Consider the following 15,337-nt stretch of genomic DNA (forward strand, 5'->3'; position numbering starts at 1 on the left):
GTCCCAAACCCCGCTCGGGGTCCGGGACACCAGGGCCCCGCAGCCGCGGAAGGTCCGGCTCCCGCTCGTCACACGTGCGCGTCAGACCCTGATCTCCCGGACGACGACCTCGTGGCTCCTGCCCCGGGAGGCGTCGTACGAGATCCTCCGCCCCGTCGGCTGCCACATCAGCGCGTGGCCCAGCGGCGACGACGGGGAGATGATCTCCGCCTCGTCGGTGGGCAGTTCCGCGACGGTGTACAGGGTCGTGTCGTCGGTCCGTCCGTCGAACTCGAGGACGAGCAGCGCGCCGGGGTGCACCGCCTTCGGCGTCCCCTCCTCCTGGCCGACCCGCACGGCGTCGAGGAAGGACCGCAGGAAGCCGAGGCGCTTCGTGCGGCGCTCCCGCTGGTCGGCCTGCGTCTTCCTGAGGAAGACGAGGTTCGCCGGGTCCGCGTCCACGGGCGTCTCGTCCGGGGCGTCGATGGCGGCCCGCAGCTCCTGCATCTCGCGCACCAGCCGCTGGAAGGCGGCGGCGGGGATCTCCCGGACGGGGAGGGAGCCCTGCGGGGCGGAGCCCACCGGACCCGGCGCGGGTTCCGTGACTGCCTTCGCCGCGGGCGCGGGTGCCGGGGCCGAGGCCGGCAGGGACCCGCTCGGCGCCTCGGCGGTGAAGGTCGTCTCCGCCTCCGCCACCACGTCGGGCGCCGGGTTCGGGCTGTGCCCGTGGTCGCCCTCCCCCGGCTCCCCCGCTCCGTCGTCGTCCGGCCCCTCGGCGGGCAGGCCCCGGGCGTCTTCCGCCCCGGCGGGAGAAACGGGTTCCTCCGGCCCGGCGGAAACCGGCTCCACGGGGACCGGCCCGGCGGAAACCGGCTCCACGGGGACCGGCCCGGCGGAAACCGGCTCCACGGGGACCGGCTCGATCCCCAGCCGCTCCAGCTCCGCCCAGAGCGGGGCGAGCGCCTGCTCGCGGTCGAGGTGGAACCGGCTGCCGCGGATCCGGACGAAGGTCCAGTCGACGCGTTCCAGGTCCCGTTGGCGGGCGGCTGCGGTGGACGCGTCCTCGCCGTCCGCGAAGGCGTCGCCGTCGCAGGCGACCGCGAGCCTGCGGGTGCCGCCCTCGACGACCAGGTCGATGGTGTGGCGGCCCACCCGGTATCCGGGCCGCACCCGGTGGCCGCGGGCCGTCAGCTCCAGGTACACCTGCTGCTGGAAGAGGCTGTCGAACGCCTCATGGCGTACGTCGGGCAGCACGTCGCCCTCGACCGCGACGGTGTCCTCCTCCGCGGGCCGGGTGAGGTGGTCGAGCCACCGCCGGCGCAGGTCGTTCTCGTGGAACTGCTCGGGCCGGGCGCTGTGGAACACCCACACCTGGTCCTTGGCGCGGGAGGCGGCCACGTTGAGCCGCTGCTCGTACGTCTTGCCGTTGAAGCCGCCCGGTACGGTCCCGGCGGCGGTGGTGGCCGAGTTGACGCAGGAGACGAACATGACGTGCCGCTCGTCGCCCTGGAAGTCCTCGGCGTCGCCGACCCGGATCCGCCGCTCCTCGCGCTGCTCGTAGTCGAGGCGTTCGGCGAGCAGGTTCTCCAGCTCCGTCAGGTGTCCCTTGGCTCCGCGGAGACTGACCACGCCCATGGTCTTCCCCTCGTACGCGGGGTCGGCGCAGCAGCGCACGACCGCGTCGACGAGGGCCTCGGCCTCGGCGGTGTTGACCAGCCGGTCGTTGCCGCCGACGGCCTCCCCGTCCTCGACGTGCACGGTGCGGACCGGGGGCAGCCGGTCGGCGCCGTACTGCCGCAGCGGCTGGAGTCTGCCGTTGTAGCAGAGGTCGTTGGAGAAGGAGATGATCTCCGGCATGCACCGGAAGTGCTCCTTGAGCATGAGCGTGCCGCGACCGGCGGAGAGCGCCTCGGTGAGGTCGAAGAAGCTGGAGTCGGGACCGAAGAGGCTGCGGACGTCCGGCTCCAGCGCGGTCAGCAGCCGGTCCCGCAGGTGGAAGTACTCGTCCTGCTTGAGGCCGACGTTGGAGGGGCTGACCTGCTTGCTGTCACCGACGACCACCATCCGGTCGGCGAGCCAGCTCAGCAGCATGGCCTCGAGGCCGGACTGGCTGGCCTCGTCGACGATGACGACGTCGAACAGGCCGGGCCGGTCCATCGGCACGGTCTCCGCCACCTGGTGCAACGGCATGATCCAGGCCGGCACGGCCGTCTGCGCCTTGCGCAGCGCGGCCTGGGCGTCGCGCCGGTAGCGGTGCTGGTACTTGCCCTTGATGCGGCGGGCGGCCTGCTGGTACGCGCTGAGGGCCCGGGACTGGTCGCCGGTGAGCAGCCCGAGGCAGCGGTGCCAGGCGCGGGCGGCGGCGAGCCGGGCGAGCACGATGCGCGCCTCGTCGTCGGCCTCCGTCAGCCGCCGCCGCAGCGTGCGCTCGGCCTCGGGGTCGGTCAGCCGCTCCATCCGCTCGTACCACGCCGACCAGGCCCAGGCCTCGGCGAGTCGCGGCAGCCGGTCGTCCCACGCGGTGTCCTCCGGGGAACCGGTGACACGCTCGGCGAGCGAGGGGAACACCTCGCGCACGCGGGTGAGCGAGGCGTGCTGTTCGGCCCGCAGCCGGGCGGCCTCCCGCACCTCGGCCATCTCGCCGCTGAACTCCCGGTAGCCCTGCGGGTCCCGGGCGCGCACGGCGTCGAGCGCGCGGGCGACGGCGGGTGCCGTGCCGGGCCGGTCGTTCCAGGAGCGCAGCAGTTCCTCGGCGTCCGTGACGGTCCTGCGCGACTGCTCGGCGGCACGCAGCGTGGTCGCCGCGCGCAGCAGGGCGCGTACGGCGTTCTCGACCGAGGTGTCGTGCCAGGTGGCGACGGCGAGTTCGGGCGAGGTGGCGGCGGCGGTGAGTACGTCGGTGCGGGCGGCGGCGACGGCGAGCAGGGCTTCGAGTACGTCGGCGTCCTGCCGCAGGCGGGCCAGGCGCGGACCGTGTCCCTGCCAGGCGCCGGCGGGGGTGCCCCACTCGGCCTCCACCTGGGCCAGGCGCAGTTCGAGCCGCACACGCGCGACGACGACCGCCGCCGTGGCGGGGTCCTCGGGGGTCCGCCCGTCGACCCGCACGGCCTGCACGAACGCGCCGACGGCCTTGGCCAGCTTCGAGCGGGTGCCGAGCGGTCCGCGCAGCTTCTGTCCCTGCGTCAGCCCGTCGTACAGGGTGGTGGCCTGGCCGAGCGCGGTGGCCGGGTCGTACTGTTCCAGGCCGCTGACCATCGCGGTGCCCAGCGTGGCGAGCGAGGCGTCGAGCGCCGCGAGGGCGTCGGTGACGGCGGCGTGCCGGCTGCGTGCCTGCCAGTCCTGTCCCGCGGTCACCTCCTCCAGGAGTGCCCCGGCCCATTCGCCGGCGGCGGTGGCGAGGGACGCGGCCCTGGCGCGGGCGGCGGAGAACGCGTCCAGTGCGGCCGTCAGACGCTGCTGTCCGGCCTCGGTCAGACCTCGTACGGCGGTGTCGTACCGCAGGCTCAGCGGGTCCTGTCGTGCCGCCTCGTGCGCCTCCTCGGCGGAGCGCACGACCCGCACGGCTTCCTCGAAGTCACCGGGGGCGGGCAACTCGGAGGGGCCGGGCACCTCGGCCGCCAGGGCGCGGTGGTGCGGAGTGCAGGCGCGCGTGGTGTGCAGCAGCCTCAGCGTGTCGTCGGCGGTGAGGGCGGGCTGCTCCTGGGGGATCCGCCCGAGCCAGTCGTACCGCTCCGTCTCGGCGGTGAGGCGCTCGGCGATCTCCTGAAGGCTGCCGGTGTAGTCGCCGATCTCCGCCTCGAAGCGGTGGGTCTCCTGCTCGCGCAGCACGGCGAGGTCGCGCAGCATGGTCTGCTGGGCCGACCGGGCCGCGGCGAGCCGTGCCTGGAGCGTACGGATGTCCTTCTGTGAGGCCTTGGGGTCGTAACCGGCGTACTCGCCGAGGATCCTCTGCACGGACGCCTCGAGCTCCCGCTGGGCGGCGGCGCCGTCCTCGGTGCGGCTCACGCACAGGTCGCGGATGCTCTCGGGCAGCTTGTCCCGCAGGACGCGCAGGGCGCGCGGGGTGTGGCTGGTGATGAGGACCCGCTTGCCCTGGGCGAGCAGGTCCGTGACCAGGTTGGCGATGGTGTGCGTCTTGCCGGTGCCGGGCGGGCCCTGCACCACGACGAGCCGGTTGGCGCGCAGGCGTTCGGCGATGGTGCGCTGTTCCTCGTTGGCGGGCAGCGCGAAGTACATTTCGCCGACGTCGGCCCGCGTACCGTCGTCCTCGGTCGCCGCGAGGTCGGCGGCGGTCAGCGCCCCGTCGCGGCCGGCGATGTAGCCGAGCAGTTCGGTGGGGGGCGTGCCGGCGTCGATCTGGCGGGCGATGGCCTTGAGGGCGTCCATCGTCGAACGGCGGTTGCGCTCCCGCAGGACGAGCGCGGGGGTGAGTCCCACCTGGGGCACGTCGAGCGCGCGCGGCCGGACGCGTTCCACGGTCGGCGCGTAGCCGCCGGCGCTGTGCGCCGCGTTGGTCCAGCTGCGCAGGGCGGTGTGCACGGCGTCGAGGTGCGCGGGGTCGGTGACGTCGGAGGCGCCGTCCAGCGTGTCGACGATCTGCTCGCGCACCGCGCCGGGCACGTGCTGGGCGCCTTCCAGCATGCCCTCTTCCAGTTCCAGCCCGGTGCCGGTCGGGTCGGGGGCCGCGGTGAGGGTGCCGGTGGCCGGGTCGAGGTGGAGGGTGGCGCGGTGGGTGACGAGGTGGCGTTCCACGCGCTGGCCACCGGTCGTCTGCCAGGTGAGCCGGCCGAGCCCGAGGACGAGTTCGTAGGCCTCACCGAGGTCGGCGGCGTCCTCGTGCATCTTGTGCAGGCGGTCGTACAGCCGCACGACGGGGTCGATGGCCCGCCGCCGCTCCGCCCAGGCGAGCCACTCCTGTTCCCAGGCGGCGTACAGCTTCTCGATCTTCTCCCGCTTCGGGTGGTCGTCGAGCTCGTGGTACGTCTTGTCGAGGGGGATGCCCTGGGACCAGTCGGGGAACTCCGGCTCGATCCGGCGGCGCAGGTGCGGGGCGCGGGTCTGCTTGAAGTCGCGGATGCGGGTCTCGTCGATCCAGGGCGCGAGCAGGGGCTTGGGGTGCGGGGCGTCCTCGCGTTCGGGGCGGGCGAGGGTCAGCCAGGCCGGTTCCTCGGTGTCCAGGGCGCCGTCGAGCATCACGGCGACCTCGGGGGCGTCCGGCAGTTCCTCGAACCAGACGGTGCCGGCGGCGCCGTCGAGCGTACGGACGGGGCGGGTCTTCGACTCCTCCGCCTCGGCGAGGAACCGGAAGACCTGACGGACGCGGGTGGCGTCGAGCTCGTCGGAGGAGAGGTTCTGGGGGCGGGGGGCGGCCCCGGCCGGCGGCGTCACGAGGGGCGTGGTCAGGCGGGGGCCCGGCCCCGTGGGCTGTGACGGTACGGCTCCGAGCACGGTACGGGCCGTTCGCTCGCCTTCGTCGTCGGCGCCGGCGAACAGGGACGGCTGCCGCTCACCGAACAGCGGCGCCTGGTCCGGCAGCCGTCCCGCCCGTGCGGGCGCGGGCGCCGTGGCCCTCGCCGTGGTGAAGGTGATGCTCTCGCGCTGGTGGTCGTGCGGGAACCGCACCTCGATGTCCAGCTCCGCGGCGGTTCCCGCCGGAATGCTGTAGGCCCAGGTCGCGGACATACGGCGGCCCTTGCGCAGGGTGCCTTCGAGCCCGTCGTCGAGCAGCTCGGTCCGGTAGTCCTGTACCTGCCGTGCCGTTTTGCCGTAGGGCCCGCCGCGCACGAGCAGGGTGATGCCGTCGACATCGATGGGCCGGGCCGTGCCGTTGCTCAGGTACAGCGTGCACCGGACGAGGTCGTCGCCCTGGCGGTACCCGTCCGAGTCCTCGGGATCGACCCGCTCGTACGGCTCCACGTCGTCCACGCGCACGTGCAACCCGTCGTCGTACCGGTAGACCGATCCGACCGGCTGCATCTCGTCGCCCAGGCCGTACTCACGCTGGCTCACACGCCACCCCACTGCTGTCCGGAGCCACATGCGTGGCCGCTTGGTGTCATCCCGCCCCGGCCCACCCGAGCACGCCTCCGCCTCCCAGCACGTCGCCTCAAGTGTGAACTGAGCACACGGGCTGAGAGTAGCAGCAGGCCCCCGAGCCTCACCGGGAGCCATGAAACCGCACCTGAATCACCGACACAAGATGTTGCACATGTTGACTCTGTACACAGTCGTGAGCCAATATGGCTCGGCATCACTCGTACAGCTCCAGGCAGACGTCACAGAAAGGCCACGCGCCATGCGTATGGAAGTGCTCCACGTCGGTCCAGAGCTCGCGACGGAGTGGCTCACCCGCAACACCAACAACCGCCCGCTCAGCAAGGCGGCGGTGCAGCAGCTGGCGGGCCGGATCCAGCGCGGCGAGTGGCAGTTGACGCACCAGGGCATCGCCTTCGACGAGGACGGCGTACTCATCGACGGCCAGCACCGCCTCGCGGCGATCGTCAAGGCGGGGACCACCGTCCCGCTGACGGTCACCCACGGCGTTCCGCGTACCGCGTTCACGGTGATGGACACGGGCCGCAAGCGCACCGGCCGGGACGCGCTCGCCCTCGCCGGCGAGGCCAACGCCACGCACCTGGCGGCGGCCCTGCGCGGCCTGCACCTCTACCTGAACGCGCCCAACTCGTCCTGGAGCGGAGGGTCGTCGGTCACCAGCAACGACCAGCTCCTGACCATGCTCGACGAGCACCCCGGCATCCGTGACGCCCTTCAGCACGGCGTCGCGCTCAACCGCGCGTGCCGCATCACCGTCACGGCGGCGGCCATCGGCTGGTACGTGACCTGCGAGGCGCGGCCCGACATCGATCAAAGCGCCTGGAAGGAGGGCATCGTGACCGGCGCACGCCTGGAGCCGGGCGACCCCCGCCTCACCCTGCGCAACACGATGCTCAACCTCGCCACGGGCACGTCGCACCGTCGCCGCGACGACTCACGCGAGCACCTGCTCTACTACCTCAAGGCCTGGAACGCGTGGGCCGAGGGCCGTTCGATCAAGCTGCTGCGCCGGTCCCCCAACGAGACGATGCCCCGTATCTTCAAGCGGACGGCGACAACTCTCACGCACGATGCTCCCTGGCAGTCGTAAAGGCCACAAACCCACCACCATTGACTCAGTTCACTGTAGATTGAGCGACCGCCGTCACGGTGGCTCGGATCACCGGACAAGCCGTCAGGCTGCGCCCAGCCGGCAGGGAAAGGAAGCGCATGCGCGCGCAGGAGATCACCTTCCTCAAGCTCGTCCAGGGGGACAAGCAGTTTCAAGTCCCTTTGTACCAGCGGACGTACAGCTGGGGCGGAGAGCAGCTGAAGCGACTCTGGGAGGACATCGGCGAGCTCGTCGACCAGCATCTGTCGGGTGAGACCAGTGCCCCGCACTTTCTGGGTTCCGTGGTGCTCGCTCCCGGCCAGATCCAGGCCGGTGGTGTACAACGGTGGCTGGTCGTGGACGGCCAGCAGCGGCTGACGACACTGATGCTGGCGTTCACCGCGCTGCGCGACCACCTCAAGGGAACGGGTGATTCGCGCGGTGTGGACAGGGTGCACCGGCAGATACTGGTGAACGAGTTCCACGAGGGCCTCGATCATTACCGGTTGCTCCCGACGCAGGCCGACCGCGAGGCGTACACGGCTTGCGTCCAGTCCCGGGCGGAAGCCGGTGGCGGCGACAACATCGGGGCCGCTTACCGGTTCTTCCTCGGTGCGCTCGCCGAGGGGCAGGAGGTCGCCGGCGACGACCGGTGGATCGCGACGGTGGAGACCGTCCTCAAGGACCTGCTGTCCATCGTGGAGATCACCGCGGAACCGGGCGACAACGTCTACCGGATCTTCGAGTCGATCAACAACACGGGCGTCGGACTGAGTCAGAGCGACCTGCTGCGCAACTACGTGTTCATGCTCCTGCCCAAGCGGGGCGAGCGGGTCTACCAGGAGCTGTGGCTGCCCATGCAGCAGAGCCTCGGTCCCAAGAACCTCGAACTCCTCGTCTGGCTGGACCTGGTGGTACGGGGCCACCACAAGACCAAGCAGAGCGAGATCTACCGGGAGCAGCAGAAGCGGCTGCAGCCGATGGCCGGCGACGAGGACGCGTTGCAGCGCGAAATCGCACAACTGGCCGAACGTGCAGGTCGATTGCTGCGCATCATCCAACCGTACCGGGAGAGTTCGCCTGCGCTCCGCGCCGTGCTGGAGCGCCTGGCAGCCTGGGGAGGTCAAACCCACTACCCGCTGGCTCTGCACTTGTTGGACCTAGTGGACACGGAGGCCACGACACCCGATGACGCGGCAGAGGCACTTCTGTGCGTCGAGTCCTACCTGGTGCGTCGCGTGATCTGCCAGACATCGACCAACAACCTGAACCGCATCTTCATGGACGCGCCGAAGGAGCTGGAGACCGACCGTCCCGCCGCCGAGGCGGTCCGGCGGTTCCTGTCCGGCCGCCGCCGTCGGTGGCCGAGCGACGAGGAGCTGCGCGAGGCGATCCGCAGCAAACCGTTCTACTGGAGCGGCCGGCCTCCGCAGCGGAGTTACATCCTGCGCCGGTTGGAGGAGAGCTACGGTTCGAGCGAGCCGGTCGACTTCGTGAAGGCGTCCCTCAGCGTGGAGCACATCCTTCCGCAGCGCCCGACTTCCGCCTGGTTCGATCTGCTCGCCGACGAGACCGAGCCGGACCAGACTCCCCAGGAGCTGCACGACCTGCTGGTCCACACGCTCGGCAACCTCACCCTCACCGGGGACAACACGAAGCTGTCCAACAGCCCGTTCGAGCGCAAGCAGCAGATCCTCGACTCGAGCGCCCTGCGCATGAACCAGGAGATCGCCGCGGAGAAGCGCTGGGGCAAGGCTGAGATCCTGGCCCGTGCCGACCGTCTGACGGAGCGGGCGGTGGAGTTGTGGCCCGGTCCGATCGGCGGGGTCAAGCCGACGGGCGAGGAGTGGCCGGGCTGGGCCGAGCTGCGGGCCGCCCTGGTGGCGATGCCGAGCGGTACGTGGACGACGTACGGAGATGTCGCCGAGCTGATCGGCAGCCACCCGGTCCCCGTCGGCGCCTATCTGAGCTCCAACCCGACGGTGATGGGGGCGTACCGGGTTCTCACTGCGGACGGGAAGATCTCCCCGGCGTTCCGCTGGGTGGACGTCAGTGACCGGCCGTCGCCGCAGGAACTGCTGATGAGCGAAGGGGTGAAGTTCGACCCGTCGGGCCGTGCCAACGCGTCGCAGCGCCTGACCGCCGCCGAGCTGGCCACCCTGCTCGGCAAGGACGTCACGCAGCCCGCCTCGCACGACCCGCTTCCCGACGGGGAGGACGCGGCGGCGGCCGAGCGCTTCCGCGCACAGTTGCAGGAGCACTGGCCGGAGGCTTCCGCCGGAGTCCTGGGCGCGCTCGACTTCTGGCGTCTGCAAGGGGGTTACGTCACTTACGGCAGGCACGAGGAGACGAGCTGCTTCCCGATGCTCGACGCCGGCACGAGCCGCCGCCCCCATCTGGTCTGGCCCATGGCGGTCTACCCGGTGAGCGGAACGGTCGAGGTCGTCTTCCAGTACCTCAAGGACCGCAGCCCCTTCGACGACACGGAACAGCGCCGTGAGCTGCTGAACCGCCTCAACAAGATCGAGGGGATCGACCTGCCCGAGGCGAAGCTGGAACTGCGTCCGTCCTTCCCTGTACGGGTGTTCGCGGAGCACGGTGACGAGGTCTGCGGTGTGCTGGACTGGTTCGTCACGGCGGCGGCCCTGGATCTGGCGCGGAGGGGCTGAGGTGCCGGTGCCGGAACTTCCGGACGGCCTCGTCGTCCCTCCCAGGGATGACGTCCTCGGTCAGGCGATCCCCTTCGACCGGGAACGCTGGCTCCCCCGTGTCCCCGACACCACCTGGTGGCCCGCAGAGCTCGACGCGTGCCCGCGCGTCGGCCGGTGGCCGCGGGTGAACCGCCGCACCGTACTGGGCATGGCCGGCGGAGTCGGCACCGTCGAGGGACGCAGACATCTGCTGGTCGCCGCCCTGGTCTGGGGTACTGGCACCAAGGCGTGGTCGGTGGACCGGCGGGGACGTGTCTTCGCGAACACCTCAGCCGCACGCATCGACGACCGGATCGCCGCCGTTCTCGCCGTGCTGCGGGAGAAGGGAGCCGTCGCCGCGTACTACGCCTGCAACAACGACCAGCACATCGCATATCTGGGTCCGGCGTTCTTCACCAAGTTCCTCTACTTCGCCGGCCACGAGAACCCCACCGGCCACCGTCGCCCTCTCATCCTGGACAGCGTCGTGTCGCGTGCGCTCAGGGACCGGGAGGCCGTCGCGGAGGACTGGCCGCTCAACGGCTGGAGCACGAAGCAGTACGCCCATTATCTGGACACCGTCCATGAGCAGGCCGAGTCGGCGAGGGTGATGCCCGACGTCGTGGAGGCCGCCTGGTTCGCCCACGGCAAACGGCTCCCACGTTCCGGACCCGGGCCGTCATCCGACTGATCTGCGGCTCCTGGGGCGGACATGACCCATCCCGGGCGAGCTGTCCCCTGAGGACGCGCGCGGGTCGGCCCCGGCGGGCCGACCCGCGCATCCCATGTCACTCGGCGTTCTTCTCCGCCCAGGTCGCAGGTCCTACGCTGCCGCTCTGTCGGGCGACCGCGAGCCCTTCCCGAACATGATCGATCGTCCTGGCCGGCGCATCCAGCTCATCCGAGGTGAGCATCGTGACGGCCTTCGGAGCCCTCCGCCGTCAGCAGCTCTCGCCGAACTTGACGGCTCCGATCGTCACTGGCTGTCCGTCGAGTTCCGCGCCGGCCGCCGGATCGGTCGAGCAGACCTGCCAGTTCGACTCGATGAGCACCATCCGGTCCTGGCCGGACACGTCGTCGACCGTGATGCTGGTGGAACCGTCGAGCGCCTGCCGGGCGACCTTGACGGACTTCCCCGTGAAGTCCGGCATGGTGGAGCCGGCCTCCTCGGGCTCGCCCTGGTCACCGCCCTCGGGACAGCTCTCCTCGAGCTTGACGGTGCCGAAGTCGACCTCCGTGTCCGTCGCGTGCGTGCCGGGCTCAGGCGTCTGGGAGCAGACCTTCCAGCCCCTGTCCAGAATCTGGTTACGGCCCCGGCCGAGTGCGTCGTGCGACGTGAGGAAAGAGAAGCCGGCGGCCTGCGCCTCGTCCTGGGCGCTCTGCAGGCCCTTGCCGACCATGTCCGGCAGCGTCGCGGAGGACTCGGTGCCGGCCGAGGGCTCCTCGGCCGTCTTGCCGGCGCCGGTGGCAGACGTCTCGGGGGTGGGAGTCGCGGGCTTGGCGTCCGTACCGGTGTCGGTGGTCGGCCCGCAGGCGGTGAGTGCGGCGAGCAGCAGTGCGGCGACTGCCGATGTACGGGTGATGCGCATGGTGAACCCCAAGGACGTCACGGACGAGAGCGGCTCACCGTACGGATGCGGACGCAGCCCGCTTCCTTGGTCAAGCCCGACAAGGTGCCCGGCGGCACCAGCCCTGGCCAGTATGCAGTTCGTGCACTGAGTTCACAACTCTACGCCACAGATCCGACGTGCACTCTTGCCTGCTCTCATGCAGGACGCTCAAGGCTTTGCCCAGCTCGGGACCGAGTGTCTGAGCGAGAAAAGGCGATGAACCAGGGCACGCCGGAGTACGAGCGGGCACTGGACGCCGTGGTCGACATCCCACGGGGAGCCGGGCACGCGCGGGTGCGACATCGCCGTCATACGGCGGCCCCGACGCCGAGCCGGCCAAGCGCGGTGGTCAAGTCCCGGCCCACGAGGGCCCCGTGCCCCACCTGCTCGAGGACGCCTCCGTCCCGGAGAATCCAGGCGGATCACTGCCGCCGCTCTCCGTCCTCGTGGCCTTGTGGGAGAGCCGCCGGAGGAGCCTGTACGCACTCACGGCGGCTGCACCGCGGGCCGCAGTCATGCGGTCGGCTCCGGGTCTCAGTCCACTCCCCGCAGGTAGACACGGCTGTGCTGGGCGTCGACCGGGTGCACGGCGACGAACAACGAGTCCAGATCGCCCCGGCAGGGGGGCGCAGACCGGGCCTTCCGTCACATCGGCCAGTGTCTCCGGTTCCTCCAGGCCGAGGTGAGTGAAGGGTGTCGTCTGCTCCACCTCCGCGGCCGATGGAAGGGGCGTCTTGCGGTGCGACAGGGGGTTCTCCGGGGCCAGTTCCTTGACGAATTCCCCGGTGTCCGCCCCGGGCAGGGTGAACGCGAGGAGCAGTCCGTCGCTCCGGAAGCCCTTCTGGTGGGCGGCCCTGCGGTCGGTGGCCCCGGCGGGCACTGTGACGTGCAGCCGCTCGGCGACCTCCTCCGGTGTCACCCCCTTGATCCAGTAGGGGACCCGCTGTCCGCCCTCGGCCCCGTCACGGGTCGCCGTCTCCCTCGAGGAGGAGGCCGGGGGCGATGACGGCGAACAGGCGGACAGGGCGCAGAGCAGCACCCCGGCGCACAGGGCGCCGGCGAGCGACACGACCGTGCGCGTGGGACCGGTCGGCCCGGCGGACACGTGCCTCATCGGGCGTCTCCGTTGCGTCCGGGGTCCGGGGGCGGCCGGATCGGGGAGTGGTTCGGGTTCGGTCCCCAGGTCGTGGTGCCGCACCGTCCCGCTGCCTCTCATGTCGTACTCCTTGGCCGGCCCTGTCGTGTGCAGTCGGGCCATGTCCGTGTCGGAGATCCCGTTGGCCTCGACCTGGATCCAGTAGTCATGGGCCGTGGGGTCCTCGATCCCGTACGGACCGACGCCTTCGTCGGGTGACACGCGCTTCATCCGGACGTCGAGGACTCCGGCGGCGATCAGGTCGTCCTTGTGCCGGGACCACAGTTCGGCACGTGCTTCGGGGCTCAGCGACTGCCAGAGCCGCTGCAGCTCTTCCCGCCGACCGGCGTCGGCGCCGAGCTCCGCGAGACCGGATCGCCCGGGTCGAAGTCCTCGGACAGTTCCTTACGCAGCACGACGATCGCCATGTGACCAACCTTCGGCGCTCACCTCGGCCGCCGCGTCCCGGGTCGGGCGGGTCGACGATGCCCCAACCCCTCGGGGCGTCGTCAAGGCGCCTTCTTCGGCACCGTGTGTTGCCCCAGAGGCCGTGGGCCGCCGGACACGACCTGCTGGAGATCGCCCGCGCCGACAGGCGTGACGGGCCGCGGGGCAGCGGCAAGGCGGCGAAGGCGTACTCGTCCTTGGTGTGTTGGAGTGCGGTTGGGACACGTCCTGCCCGCTGTCATACGGGCGCAGCAACCGACTTGTTCAGCTCCGGAAACGTTCTGCCCATGTGATACCCATCACATGTTCGAGAATTCGGCCACATGTCCGGAACGGCAGGAATGGCTGGCTCCGTGCGGCCTGAGGCATGCGTTCCCGCAGCTCGCACATGGTGTCCAAGCGGTAACTTAACGCTGTGGTCTATGCCTGTGCGTGGCGAAGCGATCACGGGTCGTAAAAAAATGGTCGGGAAGGGCATGCGCGTTTGGCCCCTCTCATCGGAAATCCTGCAGCCGAGGACCCAGAGCGGTGTCCTCCGCAGCGTCATCTCCCCACTGCACAGCAGGAGTTGATGCCGCGTTGGCAGGAGAGGACCAGGTCCCGATGACCGTGAACGATCTGCTCGCGCTGCTGGCGGCCGCCACTGCCGTGCGCGTCTTCCTCCCCGACGTCGCCGCTGGACTGCGCCGGATGCTGCGCGCCGGCGCCCGTGTCGGCGTCGCCGAGCTGCTGAGCACGCAGCCGGCGCGCACTGCGGCCACCGAGACCCTCACCGCAGGGACCGTCCGGGACGAGGAGGCATGACGATGGCCATCCCCGAGGACAACAACGCCCCCTATACCCTCCCCGAGGACAGCAACGTCCCCGACGCCCTTCCCGCCCAGCCCCGAGAACTGAACTCACTGCAGGGCGTCCACTACGAGATGCCGTCCGACCTTGAAGCCTTCTATCGCATGTACGCCCGGCCGCAGCTGCGCTACGCCGCCACCGTGCTGGGCGACATGAAGGCCGCCCAGCAGGTCGTGCGCCGCCTCTACAGCCACCTCGCCCTGAACTGGGCCGTCGTCCTGCTCGAGGACGGCGGACCGGAGGCCTACGCCTGGCGCCTGCTGAAGATGCGCGTCGAACTCCACCTGCGCATGAACCTCGGCCCCGCCGCCGACGGACGCAGCACCGCTCCCGCCGGAACCGCGCGGACCACCGCCGTTCACGACGCCGTCCGTGCCACGCTGGAACGCATGCGCACGCAGCTGGCGGCCATAGAGTCCCCCCTCGGTCTCTACACCGCCATCGCCACCCTGCCGGAACGCCAGTTCGACGTGATCATCCTCCAATACGTCCTCGGCTACTCCTGCAAACAGGCCGCCAACACCATGGGCATCGCCCCGGCCACCGCCCGCACCCACCGCCGCCTGGCCCGCAAGCGCATCGCCGCCAAACTCGGCATAGACCTGGGTGACGACGAGGAGAAGGAGTAACACCGTGCCACGCAGCATCGACGACTACCTCGACCAGACCGCCCTCGCGGACATGGTCACCGACGCCGACCTCGAGACCCTGCAGCAGGAGATCGTCCGCGACGTCACCGCCACCCTCATGTTCGGCGCCCGCCCCGCCCCCGAGGGCTACTACCCCACCGCCCTCGACGAGGCTCAATCGGCCCTGACAGCCCTCTCCAGCGAACTCATCCACCGCACCGATGCCGCCGGACACCTCGCCCGCATCGCCGATGTCCCCTACGACGCCGACGGCGCCCTGTACTTCGGCTGCCTGCTCAACCTTGCCCAGGAACCTGAGAGCGCCCTGTGGTGGTGGCAGTTCGCCGCCGGCGCCGACAACGCCACCGCCGCCTACTGCCTTCACCTCCACCACCTACTGCGCGGCGAACTGCGAGACGCCGACCACTGGGCCCATCAAGCCCTCCACCTCGACGACGACATCCACCTCACCCCCACCAACCCCTGGCCCACCCGCCGCCTACCGCACCCCGCTCTGGCCCTGCGCGAAGCAGTGGAACGCCTCAGGGTCGAAGAGGAACTGGCCGGCGCCCCCTTCCACCACCCCGACCACCGTCTCGCCGACCAACTCGAGGAGCTTACTGACGCCTGCTGAGGAGAAGGAGCGCCTATGTGCACGTCGATCGTGTGAAGTTCGACCTGCAGGGATGGACGAGTGACGGGGGTGGCTGCATGTCCGGCACGGACAGGCAGCGCGCCGGCGCAGGCCCGCCCGAACTCGGCGCACCGGCGGCGTGCCGTCTCAGGGGAGACGAGCACGCCGCGCCCCGGCATCAGTTCCTCGACCTCGCGAAAGCCGAGCGGGAAGCGGAAGT

The 15,337-nt window shown here is 70.8% G+C and carries 9 protein-coding genes and 1 pseudogene; 6 read left to right on the top strand and 4 right to left on the bottom strand.

What is annotated here, in order from left to right; all coding sequences use genetic code 11:
* Positions 1-81: 81 nt before the first annotated feature.
* Complete coding sequence (locus ACH4VX_RS31170) at positions 82-5,988, bottom strand: AAA domain-containing protein (RefSeq protein WP_398372080.1); 5,907 nt, start codon at positions 5,986-5,988, stop codon at positions 82-84.
* A 286-nt stretch (positions 5,989-6,274) separates the two neighbouring features.
* Between ACH4VX_RS31170 and ACH4VX_RS31175 the strand changes: the two genes are divergently transcribed.
* The 3 genes from ACH4VX_RS31175 (at position 6,275) to ACH4VX_RS31185 (ending at position 10,504) form a co-directional block, all read left to right on the top strand.
* Complete coding sequence (locus tag ACH4VX_RS31175; RefSeq protein ID WP_398372081.1) at positions 6,275-7,123, top strand: hypothetical protein; 849 nt, start codon at positions 6,275-6,277, stop codon at positions 7,121-7,123.
* Between the two features lie 119 nt (positions 7,124-7,242).
* On the top strand, positions 7,243-9,792 hold the full coding sequence (locus ACH4VX_RS31180; RefSeq protein WP_398372083.1) for a DUF262 domain-containing protein: 2,550 nt from the start codon (positions 7,243-7,245) through the stop codon (positions 9,790-9,792).
* A 7-nt stretch (positions 9,793-9,799) separates the two neighbouring features.
* Complete coding sequence (locus tag ACH4VX_RS31185) at positions 9,800-10,504, top strand: hypothetical protein (protein ID WP_398372085.1); 705 nt, start codon at positions 9,800-9,802, stop codon at positions 10,502-10,504.
* Between the two features lie 250 nt (positions 10,505-10,754).
* On the opposite strand, the gene ACH4VX_RS31190 is transcribed toward ACH4VX_RS31185, so the two are convergent.
* Both ACH4VX_RS31190 and ACH4VX_RS31195 read right to left on the bottom strand, forming a co-directional pair.
* Positions 10,755-11,402 (bottom strand): PASTA domain-containing protein, encoded by a 648-nt coding sequence (locus ACH4VX_RS31190; protein ID WP_398372087.1) that lies wholly within the window; start codon positions 11,400-11,402, stop codon positions 10,755-10,757.
* Positions 11,403-12,863: 1,461 nt separating this feature from the next.
* On the bottom strand, positions 12,864-12,986 hold the full coding sequence (locus ACH4VX_RS31195) for a hypothetical protein (protein WP_398372089.1): 123 nt from the start codon (positions 12,984-12,986) through the stop codon (positions 12,864-12,866).
* Between the two features lie 622 nt (positions 12,987-13,608).
* Here ACH4VX_RS31195 and ACH4VX_RS31200 point away from each other — a divergent pair.
* The 3 genes from ACH4VX_RS31200 to ACH4VX_RS31210 are packed head-to-tail and all read left to right on the top strand — an operon-like array spanning position 13,609 to position 15,117.
* The gene (locus ACH4VX_RS31200; protein ID WP_030831903.1) at positions 13,609-13,809 is read left to right on the top strand and encodes a hypothetical protein; all 201 of its coding nucleotides are present in this window, start codon (positions 13,609-13,611) and stop codon (positions 13,807-13,809) included.
* Complete coding sequence (locus ACH4VX_RS31205; RefSeq protein WP_398372091.1) at positions 13,806-14,483, top strand: RNA polymerase sigma factor; 678 nt, start codon at positions 13,806-13,808, stop codon at positions 14,481-14,483. The genes ACH4VX_RS31200 and ACH4VX_RS31205 overlap by 4 nt, the downstream gene beginning before the upstream one ends.
* A gap of 4 nt (positions 14,484-14,487) precedes the next feature.
* A complete protein-coding gene (locus ACH4VX_RS31210) occupies positions 14,488-15,117 on the top strand; it encodes a hypothetical protein (RefSeq protein ID WP_398372093.1) in 630 nt (209 codons plus the stop codon).
* Positions 15,118-15,212: 95 nt separating this feature from the next.
* On the opposite strand, the pseudogene ACH4VX_RS31215 reads toward ACH4VX_RS31210, so the two are convergent.
* Positions 15,213-15,337: pseudogene (locus ACH4VX_RS31215) on the bottom strand (IS6 family transposase); the annotation flags it as partial.

This window comes from Streptomyces sp. NPDC020731, from assembly GCF_044334705.1.
Classification (GTDB): domain Bacteria; phylum Actinomycetota; class Actinomycetes; order Streptomycetales; family Streptomycetaceae; genus Streptomyces.

Coding starts and splice junctions, on each gene's coding strand:
- ACH4VX_RS31175 (WP_398372081.1), top strand. CDS start 6,275: ATGCGTATGGAAGTGCTCCACGTCGGTCCAGAGCTCGCGACGGAGTGG.
- ACH4VX_RS31180 (WP_398372083.1), top strand. CDS start 7,243: ATGCGCGCGCAGGAGATCACCTTCCTCAAGCTCGTCCAGGGGGACAAG.
- ACH4VX_RS31190 (WP_398372087.1), bottom strand. CDS start 11,402: ATGCGCATCACCCGTACATCGGCAGTCGCCGCACTGCTGCTCGCCGCA.
- ACH4VX_RS31195 (WP_398372089.1), bottom strand. CDS start 12,986: ATGGCGATCGTCGTGCTGCGTAAGGAACTGTCCGAGGACTTCGACCCG.
- ACH4VX_RS31200 (WP_030831903.1), top strand. CDS start 13,609: ATGACCGTGAACGATCTGCTCGCGCTGCTGGCGGCCGCCACTGCCGTG.
- ACH4VX_RS31205 (WP_398372091.1), top strand. CDS start 13,806: ATGACGATGGCCATCCCCGAGGACAACAACGCCCCCTATACCCTCCCC.